A 20,122-nucleotide genomic window follows, 5' to 3' on the forward strand; every position below is an offset into this window, starting at 1 on the left:
GAGGGTCAATTCGACTCCACGACACGCGGCGTGATGAAAACCACCAGCTCGCTGCGCTGATCCCGGTGCGCGCGATGCGAAAAAAGCGCGCCCAGAACCGGTATTTTGCCCAGGAGTGGCACTCGCGTCACATCATCGCGGTCATCCGTCGCGTCGATGCCGCCAATCGAGACCGTACCGCCGTCCTCGATTTCCACGCGCGTCTGCACGTGTTTGGTGTTGATCGCAGGCCCGGCGGCCGTTTGCTCGCCGACACTGTCCTTCGCCACATCGAGGTCGAGTATCACGCGGCCATCGGGTGTGATCTGCGGCTCGACTTCGAGTTTCAGGCTTGCGCGCCGGAACTGCACGCCCGAAACGCCCTGCCCGACCTTGGCCTGATAAGGCAGCTCGGTACCCTGCTCGACGACGGCCTTCGTGCGGTCGGCGGTGACAACGCGCGGACTCGACACCACACGCCCGCGCCCTTCGGCCTCGAGCGCGCTCAACTGGATGTCGAGCAGGCGCGTGGCGCGCGCGGCCAGCAGCGTAAGCCCAAGGCCCGCGGCCTCGAAGCCGGAGATCGGGCCCGCCGCGAGGTCGTACACCGTGCCGTCCGCTCTCGTTGTCAGGCCACGGGCCGTCGTGCCGTCCACACTGACCGGCGTCACGCCAAGACGCACGCCCAGCTCGCGCGACAGCCCTTCGCGTCCCTCGACGATGCGCGCCTCGATCAGCACCTGACGCGCGGGCGCGTCGAGCCGCCGCACGAGATCGCCGATCTGGTCGAGTCGGGCCGGCAGGTCGGTGACGAACAGGAGGTTCGTGCGCGCGTCCGCCACCGCTGTGCCGCGTTTCGACAGTGCGCGCTGTGTCCCTGCGCCGGTCAGGAACCGGCGCAAATCCTCGGCGCGCGCGTAATGCAACTCGAACGAGCGGCTGGCGAGCGGCTCCAGCTCCGCGGCCCGAGCGTGCGCCTCGTAACGCTGCCGCTCGCGCGCCGCCACCTCCGCGGCGGGCGCGACCCAGATTACGTCGCCGATGCGCGACATCGCAAGGCCGTTTGCCTCCAGCAGCAGGTCGAACGCGGTACGCCACGGCACGCGGTCGAGACGCAACGTCACCTGGCCGCGCGCACGTTCGCTTGCGACGATATTGAGCTTCGTGAACTGGGCGAACGCATGCAGAACGGCCGTGAGCTCAGCGCGCTGGAAGTTGAGCGTGATCGGCCGGTCCGGCGGCAACCCGTCGTTTGCGGCCGCGGCGTCGCCAAGGCGCATCGGCGCGCGCATGGGTACGGGCGGCCCTTCGAGCGGCCCGGCCGCTGGCGCGTCGCTGCCGGGTTCGCGCGAAGGTTGGGCGGCGGGTTGGGACACGCCAGCGTCGCCGTCCGCGGGTGCCCGCGAAACGTCTTCGGGCGCGAATTCGGGCGTAGGGGCATCGCTGCCTCCCATGAACGGATTGGCGATCCACTGTTTCGCTGCTGGCTCGCCCGCCCCATCGGGCAAGGGCGGCACTTCGTAGCGCGCGAGCGCCACCGGCGGTCGTACCCACCCAGGTTGAGGCGACGGCACTGCGGCCCATGCAGCGCACGCGGCAGCGCTTATCATCAACGCGCCGAGGACAGCAGCGTTCTGCTTGAGCACGCTCATTTCGCTGCCTCAGCCCAGCCGAGCGCGCGCGTCGTGCCACCCGCCGCGACGACGACCCGCGCCGGCCCGATTTCCAGCACGCGAGCGTCGCCGATCGCCTCGCCCGCCTGCGCGGTCACGACGCCTTCGGGCGTTTCCACGAGCGCGACGATGCGCTGCCGATCCTGGAGGATGCCGGCAAGGCGCCACCGGTCTTCCGCCCTCCCGGCCGTAGCCGCGTGAGTGAAGGGATCGGGAGCCGCCGCCGCGGGAGACGCCACCGCCAGCGGCACAGCAGGAAGCGCATCGTACACATGCAACGTTGCCGACACCGACAAACCGGTTCCCGTGCGCCGGATTGCCAGCTCGGATGGGACCGTGAGCGCCGGCTCGCTCGCCAACCCTTCGAGCAGCCCGCGCAGTTGCGCGAAGTTGCCTTGCGCGGCCAGCCTGATCGACCGGAACGCCTCGGCTTGCGCGCCGCCCACGGCGCCTGGCTCCAGCGCGTGAAGGACGAGGCCCGATTGCGCGGCAAGCTGAGAGATGCGGCGAATGTCGTCGGCGGAATTGCCAGCACGCGGCGCACGCGGGGTCGTTCGCGCCGCAGCTGCGCGCAGCGCGGGCAGGCGCGCCAGGACTTGCCGGGCGTCGCCGTTGCGCTTTTGAGCGGCTTGCAGCGCGGCGCGTGCTGCATGCACACCAAGCGGATCGCCGACGATGCAGGCACCGCTCGCGGTGGCGAGAGCCAGCACGGCAATCGTCAGCGCGACAGCCATGCGGCGGCGCGTGCTCCACGCGTGAAGCGGCGGCCATCCGCGCAATGCGTTGCCCGCGCCTGACTGTGGCAAAACGAGCACCCGCTCCTGTCCAGCTTGCGCAGGCATCGTGCTCATGTCGCCTCCGTCGCTGCGGCGCCGCTCGATGCTCGGGAGGCCTCGCGCGCTCGCGGTGCGCCGGCCCGCGGCACAGTGCTCGCGCCTTGCCAGACGAGATGAGCCGCTACGCGAATCGGTTCGCCGTCGGATGCACTCTCGCGTGCAGCGCCAGCCGGCGCGCCGCGCTTGAGTTCGCGCACGCTCACGGTCTCGACATCGGGCAGCGAGCGCAGCCGTCCGAGCCAGGCCGCAGCCGCCGATTCGTCCGCCGCGCTCGCCTGCAGATCGGCTTCATCGGCGAACTGCGCGAGCTGCTGCAGGCCGACGCCCGGCGGAACGTCGCTCGCCAAGGCGTCCGCGAGGGCGAAAAAGCGCGCCGTGGCCCGCGCGTGCTGCCGGGCGAGTCGATCGCCGACGCGGCGCGCTTCGCTCTCCCGCGTGAGGCGCTGCGCCTCGGCGAGCGGTGCGCGCCACTGCGCCAGCGGCCGTTCCAGCGCCTCGCGCCGAGCCTCGAGCGCGCTGCATTCGACGCGCTGCCAAAGCACGACACCCAGCGCACACACGCACCCGCCAAGCGCCGCGGCGCCCCATTCGAGCAGGCGCCAGCGAAGCCGCCTGCGAATGGCGCGCTGCCGCCACGGCAGCAGATTGAATCCGCCGATGGCCCGGCGCGGAAATACGCGCACGGCGCGCGCGAGCGTCATTCCGCCACCCCGCGCAACGCGAGTCCGAACGCCACCGCGCACGCCGGATCATGCAACAGCGTCGCCGCGAGCGGCCACTCGATGTCGGCCAGCGGCCCGCATTCGAAGGGCAGCACTGGCGCGCCCAGCGCGTCGCCGATGTCGGCCAGCGTGAAGTTCGCGCCGCGCAGCATGGCAAGCTCGCCCGAGACCTGCACGCATCCGGCCTGCTCACCGTCGACGAGGTCGCGCAGCGCCTCCACGAGATCGGCATGTTCGAGCGCGGGAAAGCGCATGCGCCGGATGACCGAGTCGTCGACGAGCAACCAGCCGTGCAAACCTTCCGGGCCGACCCAGATCGCCACCCAGGGTTCATGCGGCGGCAACTCGTACACCGCCGCGTGCCGCATGGCGCGTAACGCGGCGTGCGCCTCGTCGTCCACGGCGCACAGCGTGATGCCCGCCATTGCCGCGCATTCGATGCGCGCTTCGAGATGCTGCCGCGCCGTCGCCGCGATCGTCACCTCCGCTTCGTGGCTGCGCGGCGTGGCCGGCAGCACGCTCCAGTCGACCGCCAGTTCGCCGCGCTCCACACCCGCCACGCGCTCCGCCTCAGCCAGCACGAGCGGCTCAAGCGCCGCGTGAATACCCGACTCGTCCGTCGCGCCCGCCGGCGCAAGATGCGCGAGCGGCACGGTCGAGACGAGCGTCGCGCTCGCGGGCAGCGCCATGGCACAACGCAGCGACGCCGCGGCGCTCGCGCGCGGCAACTCGCCAAACACGCTGCGAAGCGCCGCGACGATGGCCGCCCGGTCGACGATCTCCGCGCCTGCGAGCGCCTCACGCGCGAGCGGCGCGCTCGCCAGCCATTCGAGGCGGACCGGCCCGGCCCCGAGAATGCGCCGGCTCAACACCACCAGCGTGACCCCGCGCGCGCTTAGATCCACACCCGCGCCAAAGCGGCGCGCACCCAACAACACCGGATTCCCTAAACCCATCGCATCCCTCCCGTTCGCCCGCGCGCCGCAAACCGTTCGCAGCGCGTCGATGGAGAAATTGTGCGAAGCGGGGCGGCGCACGAATACTCGGCCGAACGGCCAACGGTCGCCGCAAGCGCTATCCACGCGCGAGGGGCGCGTCTACAGTGCCAATATCAGCAGAAGCGTCGACAGAAACAGCGGGTTGCGTGCTCGCTTGCGCCGTCCATGTAAGCATCCCGAAAGCCCGCGAGCGAGCGGCGGCTATAATCGCGGGACCGTTTTTCTGGTGTTCGTATGCAAGATCAGCTTCCTTCGGCCGTACCGCCTTCCACCCCGCCCGAGCCGCCCCGGCGGCGCAAGCGCCCGTGGTGGGCCACGCTGCTGATCGCCTTTTTCGGCCTCATCTTCGCCGGCGTGGTGTGCGTGGCGCTGGTGCTCGGCTACGCGCTCGTCGTGGCGACGCCCAACCTGCCGTCGCTCGAGGCGCTCACCGACTATCGTCCGAAGGTGCCGCTGCGCATCTACACGCGCGACCACGTGCTGATCGGCGAATTCGGCGAGGAGCGGCGCGACGTCGTCCATTTCAAGGACGTGCCCGACAACCTCAAGAAGGCCATTCTGGCCATCGAAGACGCGCGCTTCTACGATCACGGCGGCGTCGATCTCGCCGGCATCGCGCGCGCGGGCTTCGTCGCGCTGACCAATGGCCACGCCACCCAGGGCGCCAGCACGATCACCATGCAGGTGGCGCGCAACTTCTTCCTTTCGAGCGAAAAGACCTACACGCGCAAGATTTACGAGATGCTGCTCGCCTACAAAATCGAGTCGAAGCTCTCGAAGGATCAGATTCTCGAGGTGTACATGAATCAGATCTATCTGGGCCAGCGCGCGTATGGCTTCGCGAGCGCCGCGCGCGTGTACTTCGGCAAGGATCTGAAAGACCTCACGCTCGCCGAGTGCGCGATGCTGGCCGGGTTGCCCAAGGCGCCGTCGGCCTACAACCCGGTCGTCAATCCGAAGCGGGCGAAGGTGCGCCAGGAGTACATTCTCCAGCGCATGCTCGAGCTGCACTACATCACGCAGCAGCAGTACGACGAGGCTGCGGCGCAGCCGCTCGTCGTCAAGGGCGCGGGCAAGGAATTCAGCGTCCACGCCGAGTACGTCGCGGAAATGGTGCGCCAGATGATGTACGCGCAGTACCACGAAGAGGCGTACACGCGCGGACTGAACGTCGTCACCACCATCGACTCCGCCGATCAGGACGTCGCCTATCGCGCGCTGCGCAAGGGGCTGATGGACTACGAGCGGCGCCACGGCTACCGCGGGCCCGAGGCGTTCATCGACCTGCCCACGGACAGCGACGAGCGCGAGCAGGCCATCGACGACGCGCTCGTCGAGCACCCCGACAACGGCGAACTCGTGGCGGCAGTGGTGACGGCGGCGAGCCCGAAGGAAGTGAAAGCCACCCTCATGGACGGCAACACCACGAGCATCACCGGCGACGGGCTGCGCTTCGCGCAGTTCGCGCTCTCCGCGCGCGCGCAGCCGTCGCAGAAAATCCGGCCGGGCGCGATCATCCGCATCGCGCGCAACAACGCGGGCGAGTGGTCGATCACGCAGCTGCCGCAAATCGAAGGCGCGTTCATCTCGATCGTGCCGCAGGACGGCGCGATCCGCGCGCTCGTGGGCGGCTTCGACTTCAACAAGAACAAGTTCAACCACGCCACCCAGGCGTGGCGTCAGCCGGGTTCGAGCTTCAAGCCGTTCATCTACTCGGCGTCGCTCGACAAGGGGCTCGGGCCGGCGACCGTCATCAACGACGCGCCGCTCTTCTTCAGCGCCGCCGAAACGGGCGGCCAGCCATGGGAGCCGAAGAACTACGGCGGCGGCTTCGACGGCCCCATGAGCATGCGTACGGCGCTCATGAAGTCGAAGAACCTCGTGTCGATCCGTATCCTCAACCACATCGGCACGAAGTACGCGCAGCAGTACATCACGCACTTCGGCTTCGACGCCGACCGGCATCCCGCCTACCTGCCGATGGCGCTCGGCGCGGGTCTCGTCACGCCGTTGCAGATGGCCGCCGGCTACTCGGTGTTCGCCAACGGCGGGTATCGCGTGAATCCGTATCTGATCGCCGAGGTCACCGACCAGCGCGGCATGGTGGTCGCCCAGGCACAGCCGCTCGTGGCCGAGCAGAACGCGCCGCGCGCCATCGACCCGCGTAACGCGTACATCATGAACAGCCTCTTGCAGAGCGTCGCGCAGCGCGGCACGGGCGCAAAGTCGAACGTCCTCAAGCGCACCGACCTGGGCGGCAAGACCGGCACGACCAACGACTCGCGCGACGCGTGGTTCGCGGGCTTTCAGCACACGCTGGCCGCGATCGCGTGGATCGGCTACGACAACCCGCGCAGCCTCGGCGACAAGGAAACGGGCGGCGGTCTCGCGCTGCCGGTCTGGATCGACTACATGCAGAAGGCGCTCAACGGCGTGCCCGAGTACAAGATGGCGATGCCAGACGGCATCGTCACGCTCGGCGACGAGCTCTACTACGCCGACGCCACGCCGGGCCACGGCTTCGTCTCGACGGTGGGCATCAGCCAGGCGGCGCTCGAAGCGTCGGCTAGCGGCGCATCGGGCGCGGGCGACGCTGACAATCAGGGCGCCGCGCCAACGCCCGAGCACGTGAATGCGAAGGAGAAGGAAGACATCATGAATCTGTTCCGCGGGCACTGAGGCTCGCCGCAACGGTGGCAATGAAAAACGGGCGCCAGTTTTTCAACTGGCGCCCGTTTCCTTTACGAACTCACGCTTGCGCGTTCACGGCTCGAACCGCACCGGCTCACCCGCCTGCTCCGTTGCATAGGCCGTGAGCGCCGAGAAGAATTCGGTTCCCGAGCGCGTGTCGCGCCATGCGCCGTCGATGAAGCGATAGTGGAAACCGCCTGCCTTCGCCGCGATCCAGATTTCGCGCATCGGCGGCTGCAAATTCACGATGATCTTCGTGCGATTCTCGAATTCGAGCGTCAGAACGTTGCCGCTGCGCTCCAGTTCGATGTCCGCTTCGGCCTCGTCCACGGCCCGCTCCACGGCCGCCAGCACGGCCTCCGCGAGGCTCAGGTAGTCATTGTCTGGCATGCTAAACTCCACCGGTTATTCATTCAGGGACAATTATGCGTGTCATTTCCCGGACGCGCGCAGCGGCCCCCAGCGCATGGACGCCCCGCGCGATTCTAGCGGCTTTTGCGATCAGCGCCGTCGCGCTCGCAGGCTGCGGCCAGCGCGGCGCGCTCTATATGCCCAACGTGCCGCCGCTTCCGCCCAAGCCCAATTTCGAAACCGCGCAGCCGGAAACCGGCGCGACGCCTGCAACCGCGCCCGCGAGTGCTCCCGAGTCGGCTTCGGCACCGGTCGGCACGATTCCGGACACCTCCGGCACGCCGCTCTCGTTGTCCCCGGACACCGAACTCAGCACGACACCCGCGACCACCGGCAGCCCGCAACCGGCTTCCGACGCCACGCCAACCCAGTAAAACGCTCGCATGACCCAGTCCGCTTTTCACCGCGATAACGGCACGCTCTTCGTAGAAGGCGTCTCGGCCGCAGATCTCGCCGCACAGTACGGCACGCCGCTCTATGTATATTCGCGCGCGGCGCTCACCGCCGCATGGCACGCCTACGCCGACGCCTGCGCCGGCCGCCGCGCCAAGGTGCACGTCGCGGTCAAGGCGAACAGCAACCTCGCCGTGCTCAACGTGTTCGCGCGCGAAGGCGCGGGCTTCGACATCGTTTCGGCAGGCGAGCTCGCCCGCGTGCTCGCCGCAGGCGGTAAAGCGCAGGACGTGGTGTTCTCGGGCGTCGGCAAGACCGCCGGCGAAATGCGCGAGGCGCTCGAAGCGGGCGTGAAGTGCTTCAACGTCGAATCGATTCCCGAACTCGACCGCCTCAACGACGTGGCGGGCAAGCTCGGCAAGAAGGCACCGGTTTCGCTGCGCGTGAACCCGGACGTCGATCCGAAAACGCATCCGTACATTTCCACCGGCCTGAAGGCGAACAAGTTCGGCGTGGCATTCGAGCAAGCGCGCGCGACCTATCGCGCCGCCGCGGCCATGGCACATCTGGACGTGGTCGGCATCGACTGCCACATCGGCTCGCAGATCACCGAAATCGCGCCGTATCTCGACGCCATCGACAAGCTGCTCGAACTCGTCGACCAGATCGAAGCCGACGGCGTGAGCATCCGCCACATCGACGTGGGCGGCGGCCTCGGCATCACCTACGACGACGAAACGCCGCCCGACATCGGCGAGTTCGTGCGCACGGTGCTCGACCGCATCGAGGCGTATGGCGCGAAAACGGGCAAGACGCGCGAGGTGTACTTCGAGCCGGGCCGCTCGCTCGTGGGCAATGCGGGCATCCTGCTCACCACGGTCGAGTTCCTGAAGCCGGGCTCGGAAAAGAACTTCGCGATCGTCGACGCCGCCATGAACGACCTCGCCCGTCCCGCCATGTACGACGCGTATCACGCGATGGAGCCGGTCGTTGCGCGCCAGTCGCCGCCGCAAACATACGACGTGGTCGGCCCGGTGTGCGAAAGCGGCGACTGGCTGGGCCGCGCACGCTCGCTCGCGATCGAACCGGGCGACGTGCTCGCGATCCGCTCCGCGGGCGCATACGGCTTCGTGATGAGCTCGAACTACAACACGCGTGCACGCGCAGCCGAGGTGATGGTCGACGGCAAGCGCGTGCATCTCGCGCGCGAGCGCGAAAACGTGGCGCAGTTGTTCGCGAGCGAGCGCGTGCTGCCGGACTGAGTGTTTCGTCCGCTCGCCCATGTAAAAAAGCGACGCCACGGCGTCGCTTTTTATTTGCCTTCCTGCGCGCGCTGCACCTACGCGGCGCCCGCGCCCGAGCGCGAGGCACGCCATCGCGCAAGCAGCCACACGGCCACGCGCCAACCGAGCAGCGCCAGCATGATCGCACCGTAGAGCTTGGGCAGCACGAGGTCGTGCTTGCCCGCCTTCATCCACCAGAAGTGCAGGATCGCCAGCACGCCGATCGCGTAGATGAGCCGATGCAGCGTCTGCCACCGGCGTCCGAGCCGGCGCGCCATCGCGCGCGTGGACGTCACGGCGAGCGGAATCAGCAGCACGAACGCCGCGAAACCCACCGTGATGAACGGCCGCTTGCCCACGTCCTTGAACATCGCCGCGACGTCGAACCACTTGTCGAACCAGATGTAGGTCGTGAAGTGCAGCATCGCGTAGAAAAACGCGAACAGGCCCAGCATGCGCCGAAAGCGGATCAGCGTATTCCAGCCCGTGAGCCGTCGCAGCGGCGTGACCGCAAGCGTGATGCAGAGGAACACCAGCGTCCACAGGCCCGTGGACCGCGTGATGAACTCGATCGGATTCGCACCGAGCCCGTCTGTGAAGCCGAACAGCACGAGGCGCGCGAGCGGATACAACGCCGCGACGAACACCGCCGCCTTCGCCCACGGCAGCCAGCGCGGGCCCGTCACGCTTGCCACCCCCGCCTTTCGCGCAGGACGCGCCTGGCCCGCCCCCACGCGCGCGGCGGCCTGCGGTGTCGTCGTCGATTCCATCTCTCGCTCCATCAAGCTCGTCGCTCAGAAGTTCTTGCGCAGATCCATGCCCTGATACATCGACGCCACGAGGTCGCCGTAGCCGTTGTACATGAGCGTCTTGCGCTTGGGCTGGAAGAAGCCGTCCTCGCCGATGCGCCGCTCCGTGGCCTGGCTCCAGCGCGGGTGATCGACGTTCGGATTCACGTTCGAATAAAAGCCGTACTCGCTCGGTGCGTACTTGTTCCAGCTCGTGGGCGGCTGGTTCGCGACGAAGCGGATCTTCACCAGCGACTTCGCGCTCTTGAAGCCGTACTTCCACGGCACGATCACGCGCACGGGCGCGCCGTTCTGGTTCGGCAGCACCTGGCCGTAGAGGCCCACCGTGAGCAGCGTGAGCGGATTCATCGCTTCGTTCATGCGCAGGCCTTCGGAATACGGCCAGTCGAGAATCGGCTCGGCGAGGCCCGGCATCTGCGAGGGGTCGGCGAGCGTGATGAACTGCACATAGCGCGCGTTGCCCGTGGGCTGCGCGCGGCGGATCAGTTCGGAAAGCGAAACACCGATCCACGGCACGACAATCGACCAGCCCTCCACGCAACGATGCCGGTACACGCGCTCTTCGAGCGGCGCGAGCTTGAGGATCTCGTCGATGTCATAGACCTTCGGGTTCTTCACCTCGCCCTCGACGCTCAGCTTCCACGGACGCGGCCGCAGCGTGTGCGCGTTTTGAGCCGGATCGCCCTTGTCGGTGCCGAATTCGTAGAAGTTGTTATAGGTCGTGATGTCCTTGTAGGGCGTGACCTTGTCGAGCGCGACGAATTTCGTGTTCGTCTGCGCGGCGAGCTTCTGCGCCTTCGGATCGCCGGGGGCGTATTCCGCAAACGCATCTCTCGCGCCGAACGGCCCCGCGATGCCGCCGAGCGCGAGCGCGCCCGCGGCCCGCAGAATGCGCCGACGCTGTTCGTACACCGTTTGCGGCGTGATTTCGCTCGCGGGGATGTCGTCGCCGTTGAGCAAGATCCTGCTGCTCCGCTTGATCCACATATCGCTGCTCCTGCTACTTGCGTGGCGTGCGCCGCCAGCACATTGATCGTATCTCGACCCGCCCTGCCGCGCTGTGCACGACGTGGATCGACTGGATGACCTCAAGCGGGCAAACGCGCAATTCGCAGAAAACTTCCCGGCGGACCAAAAAAAACCGTCGGAGCGCGAGGCATCCGACGGTTAGTTCGTCTTGCAGGCTGATTCGGTTACAGCTTGCCGTAACTGTGCAGGCCCGACAGGAACATGTTCACGCCAAGAAACGCGAAGGTCGTGACGAGCAGACCCGTGAGCGCCCACCAGGCCGCCACGCCGCCTCGCAGGCCCTTCATGAGGCGCATGTGCAGCCAGGCCGCGTAGTTGAGCCACACGATCAGCGCCCAGGTTTCCTTCGGGTCCCAGCTCCAGTAGCCGCCCCAGGCCTGCGCCGCCCACAATGCGCCGAGGATGGTCGCAATGGTGAAGAACGCGAAACCCACGGCGATCGACTTGTACATGACGTCGTCGAGCACCTCGAGCGCGGGCAGGCGGTCCGCCAGTACGCCCCGCTCCTTCATGATGTACGCCACGCCCACCATGGCCGAAAGCGCGAAGCTGCCGTAGCCGATGAAGTTCGCCGGCACGTGGATCTTCATCCACCAGCTCTGCAGCGCGGGCACGAGCGGCTGGATCTGCTGCGCGTCGCGCGAGATCGAGTACCACATCAGAAAGCCCACGGCCGCGCTGATCACCAGCAGCACGAACGCGCCGAGCGCACGCGTGTTGTAGTGCTTTTCGTAATACAGATAGAAGAGCGCGGTGATGAGGCTGAACAGCACGAATACTTCGTAGAGGTTCGAGATGGGAATGTGCCCGACGTCCGCGCCGATGAGGTAGGACTCGTACCAGCGCACCATCAGGCCGACAAAACCCATGAGCACCGCCGCCCACGTGAGCTTCGAGCCGATCGAGCCGCCCGAGGGCGAGCGCGAGAGCAGGCCGATCCAGTAGAACAGCGTGGCGAGCACGAACAGCGCGCTCATCCACAGAATGGCCGACTGGCTGGAGAGGAAATACTTGAGGAAGAACGCCTGGTCCGCGCGCGCGAGGTCGCCCTGGTAGATCTGGAGCGCGAAAAGCGCGAGCACCGCGATACCGGCCATGAGCAGCCGCGCCGGCTTCCAGCGCCAGCCCAGTACGACGAGGGCCGGCGTCGTGCCGCAGAGCACCAGCTTGTCGTAGTAGTTCATGTGCGCGTGGTAGCGCGAGAGCGCGAAGCCCGCGCCCGCCACGAGCGCCAGCGCGAACAGCCAGTCCACCACCGTCAGGCGGCGCAGCAAGGGGCGTTCGTCGAACAGGGCGTCGGCGAGGAGATCGCGCTCGCTCGCGGCGCCGTGCGCCACAGCGGCATTGGCCACCAGCGCACGTTCGGCGCGGCGGGCCTTCGCGGAGGAGGAAACCTGAGACAAGTCCATGGGCTTACCGATGTTGATCGTGAGTGGCTGTAATCACGTGCTTGAATCAGGGCGCACGGTCCGTGCCGCTGCCGTTCGTGTCGCCCGCATCGTTCGTGGCGCCGGTTTGCGGCGCCGCGCCTAGCGCACGGCCGACCGCGGCGCGGGTACGGGCAAACTCCTTCTCGAAGTCGAGGGTACGGCGGGCAGTCGACATCGCCATGATGACGTCGACGCCGTGGTCCTGACCGTCCCGACCCTTCCGGTCCTTCAGCCAGAACCACAGACGCCGCTCACGCACGTAGAACATCGAGAAGATGCCGAGCACGAGCAACAGGCTGCCAAGATACACGACTTTCTTGCCCGGCGCGCGCGTCAACTGAAATACCGAAGCTTGCACCTGCTTGAATGAATCGAGCTGTAGATAGACAGGAGATCCATACAGGAAGCTGTCGGATATCGCGTTGATCGAGTCCTGTACGAAGCGCGCGGCGTCGGCATCGGGCTTCAGGTCGGGCTCGCCGGCCTGCTCGCGCGCGAGCTGCCAGAGATCCCATGTCGCACCCTCGAGCATGCGCAGCAGGAGGCTCGCCGCCTTTTCCTGCTGCTCCTTCGGCACCGACTTGTCGATGAACGCGGCCACGGCCTGGAAGCCGCCTGCGGCCCCTGCAGCACCCGCAGCGCGTGCCTGCGGTGCGTCCGAGCCCGCGAAAAGCGTCAAGACGCGCTCGGCGCTGTCCTCGAGATGCTGTTGCAATTCGCGGTTCGAAGCGGGGACCGAGCGCGCGGCGAAACGCTTCGCCGCCTGCGCGCGCAGTGCGGGGTCCTCGAAGGCCGCGCGCAGCATCATCCACTCCTTCGGCGTGCCGCCGCTGTCGGCGGGAATACGCAGGTAGCGGAACGGATCGTCGGGATTCTCGCGCATGCCCGCGAGGAACATGCGATCGCCGCCGCCCACGTCCACGGGCAGCATGTAGTTGTTGTACTCGCGCGCCTGGCCGTCCTTGTCGCGCACCTTGTACTGCACCGAGGGGCCGACGTTATGCAGGTCGAGCGGCTTCGAGCTCTTCGCACCTGAGCCGAGGCGCTCGTCGAACGCTTCCTTGAGCGACTGGTGCGCCACGCCACGTGCGTCGTTCGCGCCACCGCCATTCGAGATGTTCTCGACGTTGATCGCGCGGAAGTCCGCGAACTCGATGGTTTGCCCATCCACGCCCGGCACCGCCTGGCCGGCGGGCACCGCGAGCGGCGCCGAATTGCCAATCGTGCCGCCGAACGGGAAGCTCTTCGCGCCTGCGCCCGACATGGGCCACGCCGTCATCGACATCTGCGAGCCACCGTCCTGGAAGCTCGACTGGTAGATCGACACGCCGTCGTACTCGAACGGCTCGTTCACCTCGATGCGCGCCGGAATGCGCTGGCCCGTCTTGTGGTCGATCACGACGATGTCGCTCGCGAACAGCTTGGGCATGCCGGTCGAGTAGTAATCGACGATGAACTTGTTGAGCTGGATCGAGAACGGCAGGTCCTGGATCAGCGAGCCGTCGGGCTGGTTGAGGATGGCCGTGGAAACGAACTGGCCCTCGGGCACCCAGGCGTAGCCGCGGAAAGTCGGGTTCGACTGCGAGAGCCGGTGCTCAGGCGGAATGTCGTTGATGACTGCGTTGCTGCGGATGGGCGTCTTGTCGAAGAGCCACATCTGGAATTTGATCGGCAGATTGCTGTCGAGCAGGCCGCCGATACAGATGATCACGATCGCGAGGTGCGCGAAGATGTAGCCGATCTTCGTGAGCGCACCGCGCTTGGCCGCGATGAGCGTAGCGCCATCGCTCTCGCGCGTGACGAACCGGTAGCCCATGCGCCCCGCCAGCTTGCCGAGCGTGGCGGCCGTTTGTTCGCGCGTGCCGCCCTCCACCGCGAACTCGCCCTTGTGATGGAACGCGCGCAGGCTGCCTTCGCGGACCTTGACCTTCCAGCTCTTCATGTCCGCGAGCATCTTCGGTGCGTTGCGGATCACACACAGCGAGACCGACACCACGAGAAAGCCGAGAATCGTCATGAACCACCACGCGCTGTAGACCGTGTAGAGGCTCAGCGAGCGGAAGATGTCGGCCCAGAAGGGGCCGAACTGATTGACGTAGTTCGGGTACGGGTCGTCCTGCGTGAGCACCGTGCCGATGATGCTCGCAATGGCGAGCACGACGAGCAGCGCAATCGCGAAGCGCATCGAACTGATCAGCTCGACGGCGCTTTTCACCGCCTTCTGGCGGACATTCAACTGCAAACCCTGCGTGGTGACGCTCATTCAAACTCCGCTTTATCGCTCTTGCTGGCTTCCCGCCGATCAGGCGCTGCAGCAAAAAAGGGTGCAGGCGCGCCGTCAGCGTGACGACGCCCTCACCCTTTTCTTGTTTTTCGGCCGGCCGCGCAGTGAAACTGCTGATTAAACGTGCGGCAAACCTACGACGCTCAATGCAGGCCGGCGGCGTAATCGGCGACGGCCTTGATCTCGTCGTCCGAGAGCCGGTGCGCGATGGTGCGCATCGGATCGTTATTGTTACGCGTGCCCTGCTGGAAAGCATTGAGTTGTGCAACGATATATTCCGACCACTGGCCCGAGAGGCGCGGATACTGGATCGGAATACCCTGGCCCGTGGGTCCGTGGCACGCCGCACAGGCCGGCACGCCCTTGTCGGCGATGCCGCCACGCCAGATCGACTGGCCGAACGGCACGGTCTTCGCGTCGCGCGCGTAGCCGGGTTTGGCTGTCTGGGAGGCGAACCAGGCTGCGACGTTGATCATATCCTGGTCTGACAGCGCGGCAGCGAAGCCGGCCATGATGGGGTTTGCGCGCGCCGCCGGCTTGCCGCCGGGCTGCGGTTTGAAGTCCTTGAGTTGCTTGACGAGATAGTCGGCGTGCTGGCCGGCGAGCTTGGGATACGCGCCGCCGGTGCTGTTGCCGTCCGCCGCGTGACAGGCCGCGCACACCTGCGCAGCAATGACTTGCCCCCGGGCGACGTCGGGCTTGGCCGGCGTTCCCTGATCCGCCGCGCTTGCCTGCCCCGCCATCATGAATAAACCTGCTGTAAGACCTGACGCTATCGCACTCTCGAACACCTTCAAGCACTTGCCCAGTCGATTCATTCGCGCACCTTGTTTCGTCTTGTGGGAATCAGGTTCTGCAATGGACGACAGCGACCGATCTACCTCGAAAGGCCCGCGCTGGCCTCACTGGTATTCAGTAAACCATCGCATTGTACAATAGCGCGCAAGGTGCCACGGCGCCAGTCGGGCCTGCCCCCGATATCCCAGATTCCATCCCGGGCGCTACCGGGTCCGGCGGGCCGCCCGCCGCGTTGTTTCATATTGTGGTCCTATTCGATGGCCTTCTTGCTGCACCAAGCCCGCTTCTTCACGACGGTCAACCACCTTCGCGACCTGCCCGCCACGGCGCGGCCCGAGGTGGCGTTCGCCGGCCGTTCGAACGCCGGCAAATCCACCGCCATCAATCTGCTGTGCAACCAGAAGCGCCTCGCCTTCGCCTCGAAGACGCCGGGCCGCACCCAGCACATCAACTATTTTTCAGTTGGCCCCGCCGACGAACCCGTGGGCTATCTCGTCGACCTGCCCGGCTACGGCTATGCCGAAGTGCCGTTAGCCGCGAAGGCGCACTGGGAGCAGCTGCTTTCGCTCTATCTGCAAACGCGCGCGCAGCTCTCAGGCCTCATTCTGATGATGGACGCCCGCCGCCCGCTCACAGATCTCGACCGCCGCATGATCGAATGGTTTGCGCCGACGGGTAAGCCGATCCACGCACTCCTCACGAAGTGCGACAAATTGACGCGTCAGGAGAGCGTGCTCGCGCTACGCACGACGAACAAGGCGTTCGACGAGTACAGCAAGCAAGGCTACCAAGGGAAGCTGAGCGCCCAGCTCTTTTCGGCGCTCAAGCGCGTGGGGCTCGACGAGGCGCACGCCGTGATCGAGAGCTGGATCGTGCCGCAGGAATCCGTCGGCGAAACCGACGTGAAAGCGGAATAACCCGCCTCGGGCCAGTCGCTTCAGGCAGGCTCTCAGTCGTCTAAAAGCCCACACTGTCGGGCGTTTCACGCCCTTTCATCAGATCTTTTCGCAAGGCCGGCGCGGCACTCGCCGCGCTATATGCGCTACCGCACACAGGCCACGCGAGCGCCAAGAAGCGCAAGCGCCCTTTCCGGTCTCCGCCGCGATGCCTTGCTAGGCCGCTTCCGGCGCACATAAAAAAACCCGCCGTAATTTCCGGCGGGTTAAACAGCCTTATCGAAAAACGACAGGCACCCGCTCAGGGAGGAGAAGCGGGGAGCTCGGCGACAGGCGCCTCGCTCGATCGGTATGATATACCATTGTCCCGAAAAGTTTCCTGCGCTCCGGGACCCATCCCGTTTCAAGATATCCGCCGACATGAGCTTCTATCCGCATCATCGTCCGCGCCGCATGCGACGTGACGACTTCTCGCGCCGTCTGATGCGCGAAAACCTCCTCACCACGAACGACCTGATCTACCCCGTATTCGTCATTGCGGGCAACAACGTGCGTGAAGCCGTGCCGTCGATGCCTGGCGTCGAACGCGTGTCGATCGATCTGCTGATGGGCGTCGCCGAGCAGTGCGTCGAACTCGGCATTCCGGTGCTTTCGCTCTTCCCCGTTGTCGATCCGGCGCTCAAGACGCCCGATGGCATCGAGGCGACGAACCCCGACGGTGTGATTCCGCGTGCCGTGCGCGAACTGAAGAAGCGTTTCCCTGACCTCGGCGTGCTTTGCGACGTCGCGCTCGACCCGTACACGAGCCATGGCCAGGACGGCGTGCTCGACGAGAACGGCTACGTCATCAACGACGAGACCATCGAGATCCTCGTCGCGCAGGCGCGCGCACAGGCGGAAGCCGGCGTCGATATCGTCGCGCCTTCGGACATGATGGACGGGCGCATCGGTGCAATCCGCGAGATGCTCGAAAGCGAGAACCACGTCCACACGCGCATCATGGCGTACTCGGCCAAATACGCTTCGGCGTTCTACGGTCCGTTCCGCGACGCCGTGGGCTCGGCGTCGAATCTGGGCAAGGGCAACAAGATGACCTACCAGATGGACCCGTCGAACTCCGACGAAGCGCTGCGCGAAGTGCGCCTCGACATCGAGGAAGGCGCCGACATGGTGATGGTGAAGCCCGGCATGCCGTACCTCGACATCGTGCGCCGCGTGAAGGACGAATTCCGCTTTCCGACCTACGTGTACCAGGTGAGCGGCGAGTACGCCATGCTGAAGGCCGCCGCGCAGAACGGCTGGCTCGATCACGACAAGGTGATGATGGAATCGCTGCTCGCGTTCAAGCGCGCGGGCGCCGACGGCATCCTCACGTATTTCGCGCTCGACGCCGCGCGATTGCTGCGCGCACAGAAGTAAGCGCTGGGCACGTCGTATGAAAAAAGGCACGTCTGCGGACGTGCCTTTTTGCTTTTGGGCCGATGCGCGATCTCACGCGCGCGCAATGCCGCCGATCATGCCGATGGCGCTGCCTGCGTCTGCGGCGCCGGCGCCGTCACGCGATCGAGGCGCGCGAGGAACCGGTCGGCATTCTCGTAGCCGACCACGCGCAGCACTTCGTGCCCTTGCGTATCGAAGAAGATGATGCCCGGCGGCCCGAAGAGGCCGAAGCGCTTGAGTAGCGCCTGGTCGTCCGAATTGTTGGCGGTCACATCGGCGCGCAACAGCCCCAGCTCCGCGAGGCGCACCTGCACGCGCGGGTCGCTGAACGTGAACTTCTCCATTTCCTTGCAGCTCACGCACCAGTCAGCGTAAAAGTCGAGCATCGACGGCCTGCCCGCAGTCTTGAGTGCCGCGTCGAGTTGCGCGGGCGAGCGCACGGGTGCGAAGACCAACGCGTTCGCTTCGCTGGCGCCGGAGGACTGCGCCGCGCCGGCTGCGGCGACATCGTTCGTGCCACCCACGCGCGCGGCAAGCACCGCGAGCGGACGCAGCGGATCGGTCGAACCCGCCGCAAGACCTACGATCAGCGTCGCCGCCCAGATCGCAAACGCCGCGCCGAGACCACGCCCTAGGCGCCGCCAGACGTTGGCCGCACCCGCGTTCGGCGTGAAAAGGCCAAGCGCGGCGGCCGCCAGTAGCAGCCAGAGGGCGGCGAGCAGCATCTGCGCGGTGGCGCCGAGCACCGGCCAGACGATCCACAGCGCGGCCGCCAGCAGCACGACGCCGAAGAACACCTTCACGCCATCCATCCACGCGCCCGCTCGAGGCAGCAGCGAGCCCGCGCCGAGGCCGAGGATCATCAGCGGGACGCCAAGACCCAAGCCCATCGCGAAGAGCGCCGCGCCGCCGAGCACGGCGTTGCCCGTGTGCGCGATGAACGCCAGCACCGCGAAGAGCGGCGCGGTCATGCAGGCGCCCACGACGAGCGCGGAAAGCGCGCCCATCACAGCGACGGCGGCGAATTTGCCGCCGGAACCGCCCTGTGTGGCACGCGAGGCGCCGTCCTGCCAGCGCTGCGGCAGCGCGATGTCGTAGCCGGCGATCAGCATGACGGCGAACGCGGTGAGGAGCACCGCGAACACGCCCAGCACCCACGGGTTCTGCAGCCATGCGCCAAGGCTCTGGCCGACCAGCGCAGCGGCAATGCCCAGCACCGTGTAGACGAGCGCCATGCCGAGCACGTAGACGAATGAGAGCGCGAAGCCGCGCGAGCGCGTAACGCGTGCCCCCTCACCGACGATGATCGCCGAGAGGATCGGGATCATCGGGTACGAGCAGGGCAAGAGGCTGAGCACCATGCCGGCCACGAAGTACAGGCCGACCACGGCGAAAAAGCCACCGCCTTGCAGCAGCGATTGCGCGTAGTCGGCGCTCGTGGCGCGTTCGTACCAGGGCTCCTCGGTGACGCCTGCGGCGGGCGCTGCGTTCGTTTGCGGCTGGGGCGCGGGCGTCGAGCTCGCTCGGCCCGGCACGGGGCTCTGGCCAGCCGTAGCGGCCTGCAAAGCCACGCCGCTCACGTGATACACGTGTTGCGCGGGCGGATAACAGATGCCTGCATCGGCGCAGCCCTGCGATGTCACCGCGAGATCGAACGGACCGCTCGCCTTCTGCACCGGCACGCGGATCGTCAGCTCTCCTCGATAGGTTTCGACATTCTTCTGGAAGGTCGGATCGAACTTGACGTGGCCGGGCGGGATTTGCGCCTCGCCCAGTTGCGCCGTGCCGTTGCGAGCTGCGAAAGCGAAGCGCTCGCGGTACATGTAGTAGCCGTCCGCGATCTTGAAATGCACGTCGACCATGCCCGGCGCTTCGCTCGCGCTGAACGTGAAGGCCTGGTCGGGCGGCAGGAAGTCATCGTCGGCCGCGCGCGCGAGCGACGCACCGAACAGCATCGGCAGCAGACAGCAGACGAGCAGGAGGAAGCCGGGCAGCGTAGCGTACGGCGCGGCGCGCGAGCGCCGATCGAAGCGGTTAGACATGAAGGGTGCGCTGAGTCTCGGCATTGACCCATTGCCCGTAGGCGTTCGACGCCGTGGCTTGCCACGAGAGAATCTCGGGCGTCTCGTAGGGATGCTGGGTCTGGATGAACTGTTCGAGCTCGGCCGCGCGGGCGAGGCTCGTCTTGAAGAGCAGCTGGACCTCGTCGCCTGACTCGATGCTGCCCTGCCAGTGATACTGCGAGTGCACGGCGCCAAGGCGCGTCACGCACGCTGCGAGGCGCTGCGCGAGCGCCCCGGAAACGAGCTTTTCGGCTGTGCCTTCGTCGGGCGCCGTAGTCAGCATCAGGGTTACATTGAGGGTCACGACGAACTCCGGCGTGGTGCCCGCGTACAAAGACAGACACGGGCTTCGGGGCAGAACGTAATCGTACCATCGGCGCCGATTGG

The 20,122-nt window shown here is 66.6% G+C and carries 17 protein-coding genes; 5 read left to right on the forward strand and 12 right to left on the reverse strand.

The window, feature by feature from the left end; all coding sequences use genetic code 11:
- Positions 1–5: 5 nt before the first annotated feature.
- The 4 genes from pilQ to pilM are packed head-to-tail and all read right to left on the reverse strand — an operon-like array spanning position 6 to position 4,166.
- Complete coding sequence (gene pilQ / locus M3I54_RS14805) at positions 6–1,631, reverse strand: type IV pilus secretin PilQ (RefSeq protein ID WP_254337040.1); 1,626 nt, start codon at positions 1,629–1,631, stop codon at positions 6–8.
- Positions 1,628–2,503 carry a hypothetical protein gene (locus tag M3I54_RS14810; RefSeq protein ID WP_254337042.1) on the reverse strand — a complete coding sequence of 292 codons (876 nt, stop codon included), beginning with the start codon at positions 2,501–2,503 and terminating at the stop codon, positions 1,628–1,630. The genes pilQ and M3I54_RS14810 overlap by 4 nt, the downstream gene beginning before the upstream one ends.
- Positions 2,500–3,189 (reverse strand): hypothetical protein, encoded by a 690-nt coding sequence (locus M3I54_RS14815; RefSeq protein WP_254337044.1) that lies wholly within the window; start codon positions 3,187–3,189, stop codon positions 2,500–2,502. The genes M3I54_RS14810 and M3I54_RS14815 overlap by 4 nt, the downstream gene beginning before the upstream one ends.
- The gene (gene pilM / locus M3I54_RS14820; protein WP_254337046.1) at positions 3,186–4,166 is read right to left on the reverse strand and encodes a type IV pilus biogenesis protein PilM; all 981 of its coding nucleotides are present in this window, start codon (positions 4,164–4,166) and stop codon (positions 3,186–3,188) included. Before pilM ends, M3I54_RS14815 begins: the two co-directional genes overlap by 4 nt.
- Positions 4,167–4,442: 276 nt before the next feature.
- Between pilM and M3I54_RS14825 the strand changes: the two genes are divergently transcribed.
- On the forward strand, positions 4,443–6,887 hold the full coding sequence (locus M3I54_RS14825) for a penicillin-binding protein 1A (RefSeq protein ID WP_254337048.1): 2,445 nt from the start codon (positions 4,443–4,445) through the stop codon (positions 6,885–6,887).
- Between the two features lie 84 nt (positions 6,888–6,971).
- Here M3I54_RS14825 and cyaY read toward each other — a convergent pair whose 3' ends face one another.
- A complete protein-coding gene (cyaY, locus tag M3I54_RS14830) occupies positions 6,972–7,289 on the reverse strand; it encodes an iron donor protein CyaY (RefSeq protein ID WP_254337050.1) in 318 nt (105 codons plus the stop codon).
- A 35-nt stretch (positions 7,290–7,324) separates the two neighbouring features.
- Here cyaY and M3I54_RS14835 point away from each other — a divergent pair, with 35 nt between their 5' ends.
- The gene (locus M3I54_RS14835) at positions 7,325–7,684 is read left to right on the forward strand and encodes a lipoprotein (protein WP_254337052.1); all 360 of its coding nucleotides are present in this window, start codon (positions 7,325–7,327) and stop codon (positions 7,682–7,684) included.
- A 9-nt stretch (positions 7,685–7,693) separates the two neighbouring features.
- Complete coding sequence (gene lysA / locus M3I54_RS14840) at positions 7,694–8,965, forward strand: diaminopimelate decarboxylase (protein ID WP_254337053.1); 1,272 nt, start codon at positions 7,694–7,696, stop codon at positions 8,963–8,965.
- A gap of 77 nt (positions 8,966–9,042) precedes the next feature.
- Here the strand turns inward: lysA and msrQ are convergent, their stop codons facing one another.
- From msrQ to M3I54_RS14865, 5 genes are all read right to left on the reverse strand, one after another.
- On the reverse strand, positions 9,043–9,768 hold the full coding sequence (gene msrQ, locus M3I54_RS14845; protein ID WP_254337055.1) for a protein-methionine-sulfoxide reductase heme-binding subunit MsrQ: 726 nt from the start codon (positions 9,766–9,768) through the stop codon (positions 9,043–9,045).
- 12 nt (positions 9,769–9,780) lie between these two features.
- Positions 9,781–10,782 carry a protein-methionine-sulfoxide reductase catalytic subunit MsrP gene (msrP, locus tag M3I54_RS14850; RefSeq protein ID WP_254337057.1) on the reverse strand — a complete coding sequence of 334 codons (1,002 nt, stop codon included), beginning with the start codon at positions 10,780–10,782 and terminating at the stop codon, positions 9,781–9,783.
- Positions 10,783–10,988: 206 nt separating this feature from the next.
- Positions 10,989–12,233, reverse strand: coding sequence for a c-type cytochrome biogenesis protein CcsB (gene ccsB / locus M3I54_RS14855; protein ID WP_254337060.1), 1,245 nt, complete (start codon positions 12,231–12,233; stop codon positions 10,989–10,991).
- A 46-nt stretch (positions 12,234–12,279) separates the two neighbouring features.
- The gene (locus M3I54_RS14860; protein ID WP_254337062.1) at positions 12,280–14,517 is read right to left on the reverse strand and encodes a cytochrome c biogenesis protein ResB; all 2,238 of its coding nucleotides are present in this window, start codon (positions 14,515–14,517) and stop codon (positions 12,280–12,282) included.
- 164 nt (positions 14,518–14,681) lie between these two features.
- Positions 14,682–15,356 carry a cytochrome c gene (locus M3I54_RS14865; protein ID WP_254337064.1) on the reverse strand — a complete coding sequence of 225 codons (675 nt, stop codon included), beginning with the start codon at positions 15,354–15,356 and terminating at the stop codon, positions 14,682–14,684.
- Positions 15,357–15,593: 237 nt separating this feature from the next.
- Between M3I54_RS14865 and yihA the strand changes: the two genes are divergently transcribed.
- Both yihA and hemB read left to right on the forward strand, forming a co-directional pair.
- Entirely contained in the window at positions 15,594–16,253 is a 660-nt protein-coding gene (gene yihA, locus M3I54_RS14870) for a ribosome biogenesis GTP-binding protein YihA/YsxC (protein WP_254337066.1), read from the forward strand.
- Positions 16,254–16,652: 399 nt separating this feature from the next.
- Positions 16,653–17,651 carry a porphobilinogen synthase gene (hemB, locus tag M3I54_RS14875; protein ID WP_254337068.1) on the forward strand — a complete coding sequence of 333 codons (999 nt, stop codon included), beginning with the start codon at positions 16,653–16,655 and terminating at the stop codon, positions 17,649–17,651.
- 95 nt (positions 17,652–17,746) lie between these two features.
- Here the strand turns inward: hemB and dsbD are convergent, their stop codons facing one another.
- On the reverse strand, positions 17,747–19,714 hold the full coding sequence (gene dsbD / locus M3I54_RS14880; protein ID WP_302058958.1) for a protein-disulfide reductase DsbD: 1,968 nt from the start codon (positions 19,712–19,714) through the stop codon (positions 17,747–17,749).
- Entirely contained in the window at positions 19,707–20,018 is a 312-nt protein-coding gene (cutA, locus tag M3I54_RS14885) for a divalent-cation tolerance protein CutA (protein ID WP_254337097.1), read from the reverse strand. The genes dsbD and cutA overlap by 8 nt, the downstream gene beginning before the upstream one ends.
- Positions 20,019–20,122: the final 104 nt, after the last annotated feature.

The sequence above is a fragment of the Paraburkholderia sp. CNPSo 3274 genome, assembly GCF_024206475.1.
Lineage (GTDB): Bacteria > Pseudomonadota > Gammaproteobacteria > Burkholderiales > Burkholderiaceae > Paraburkholderia.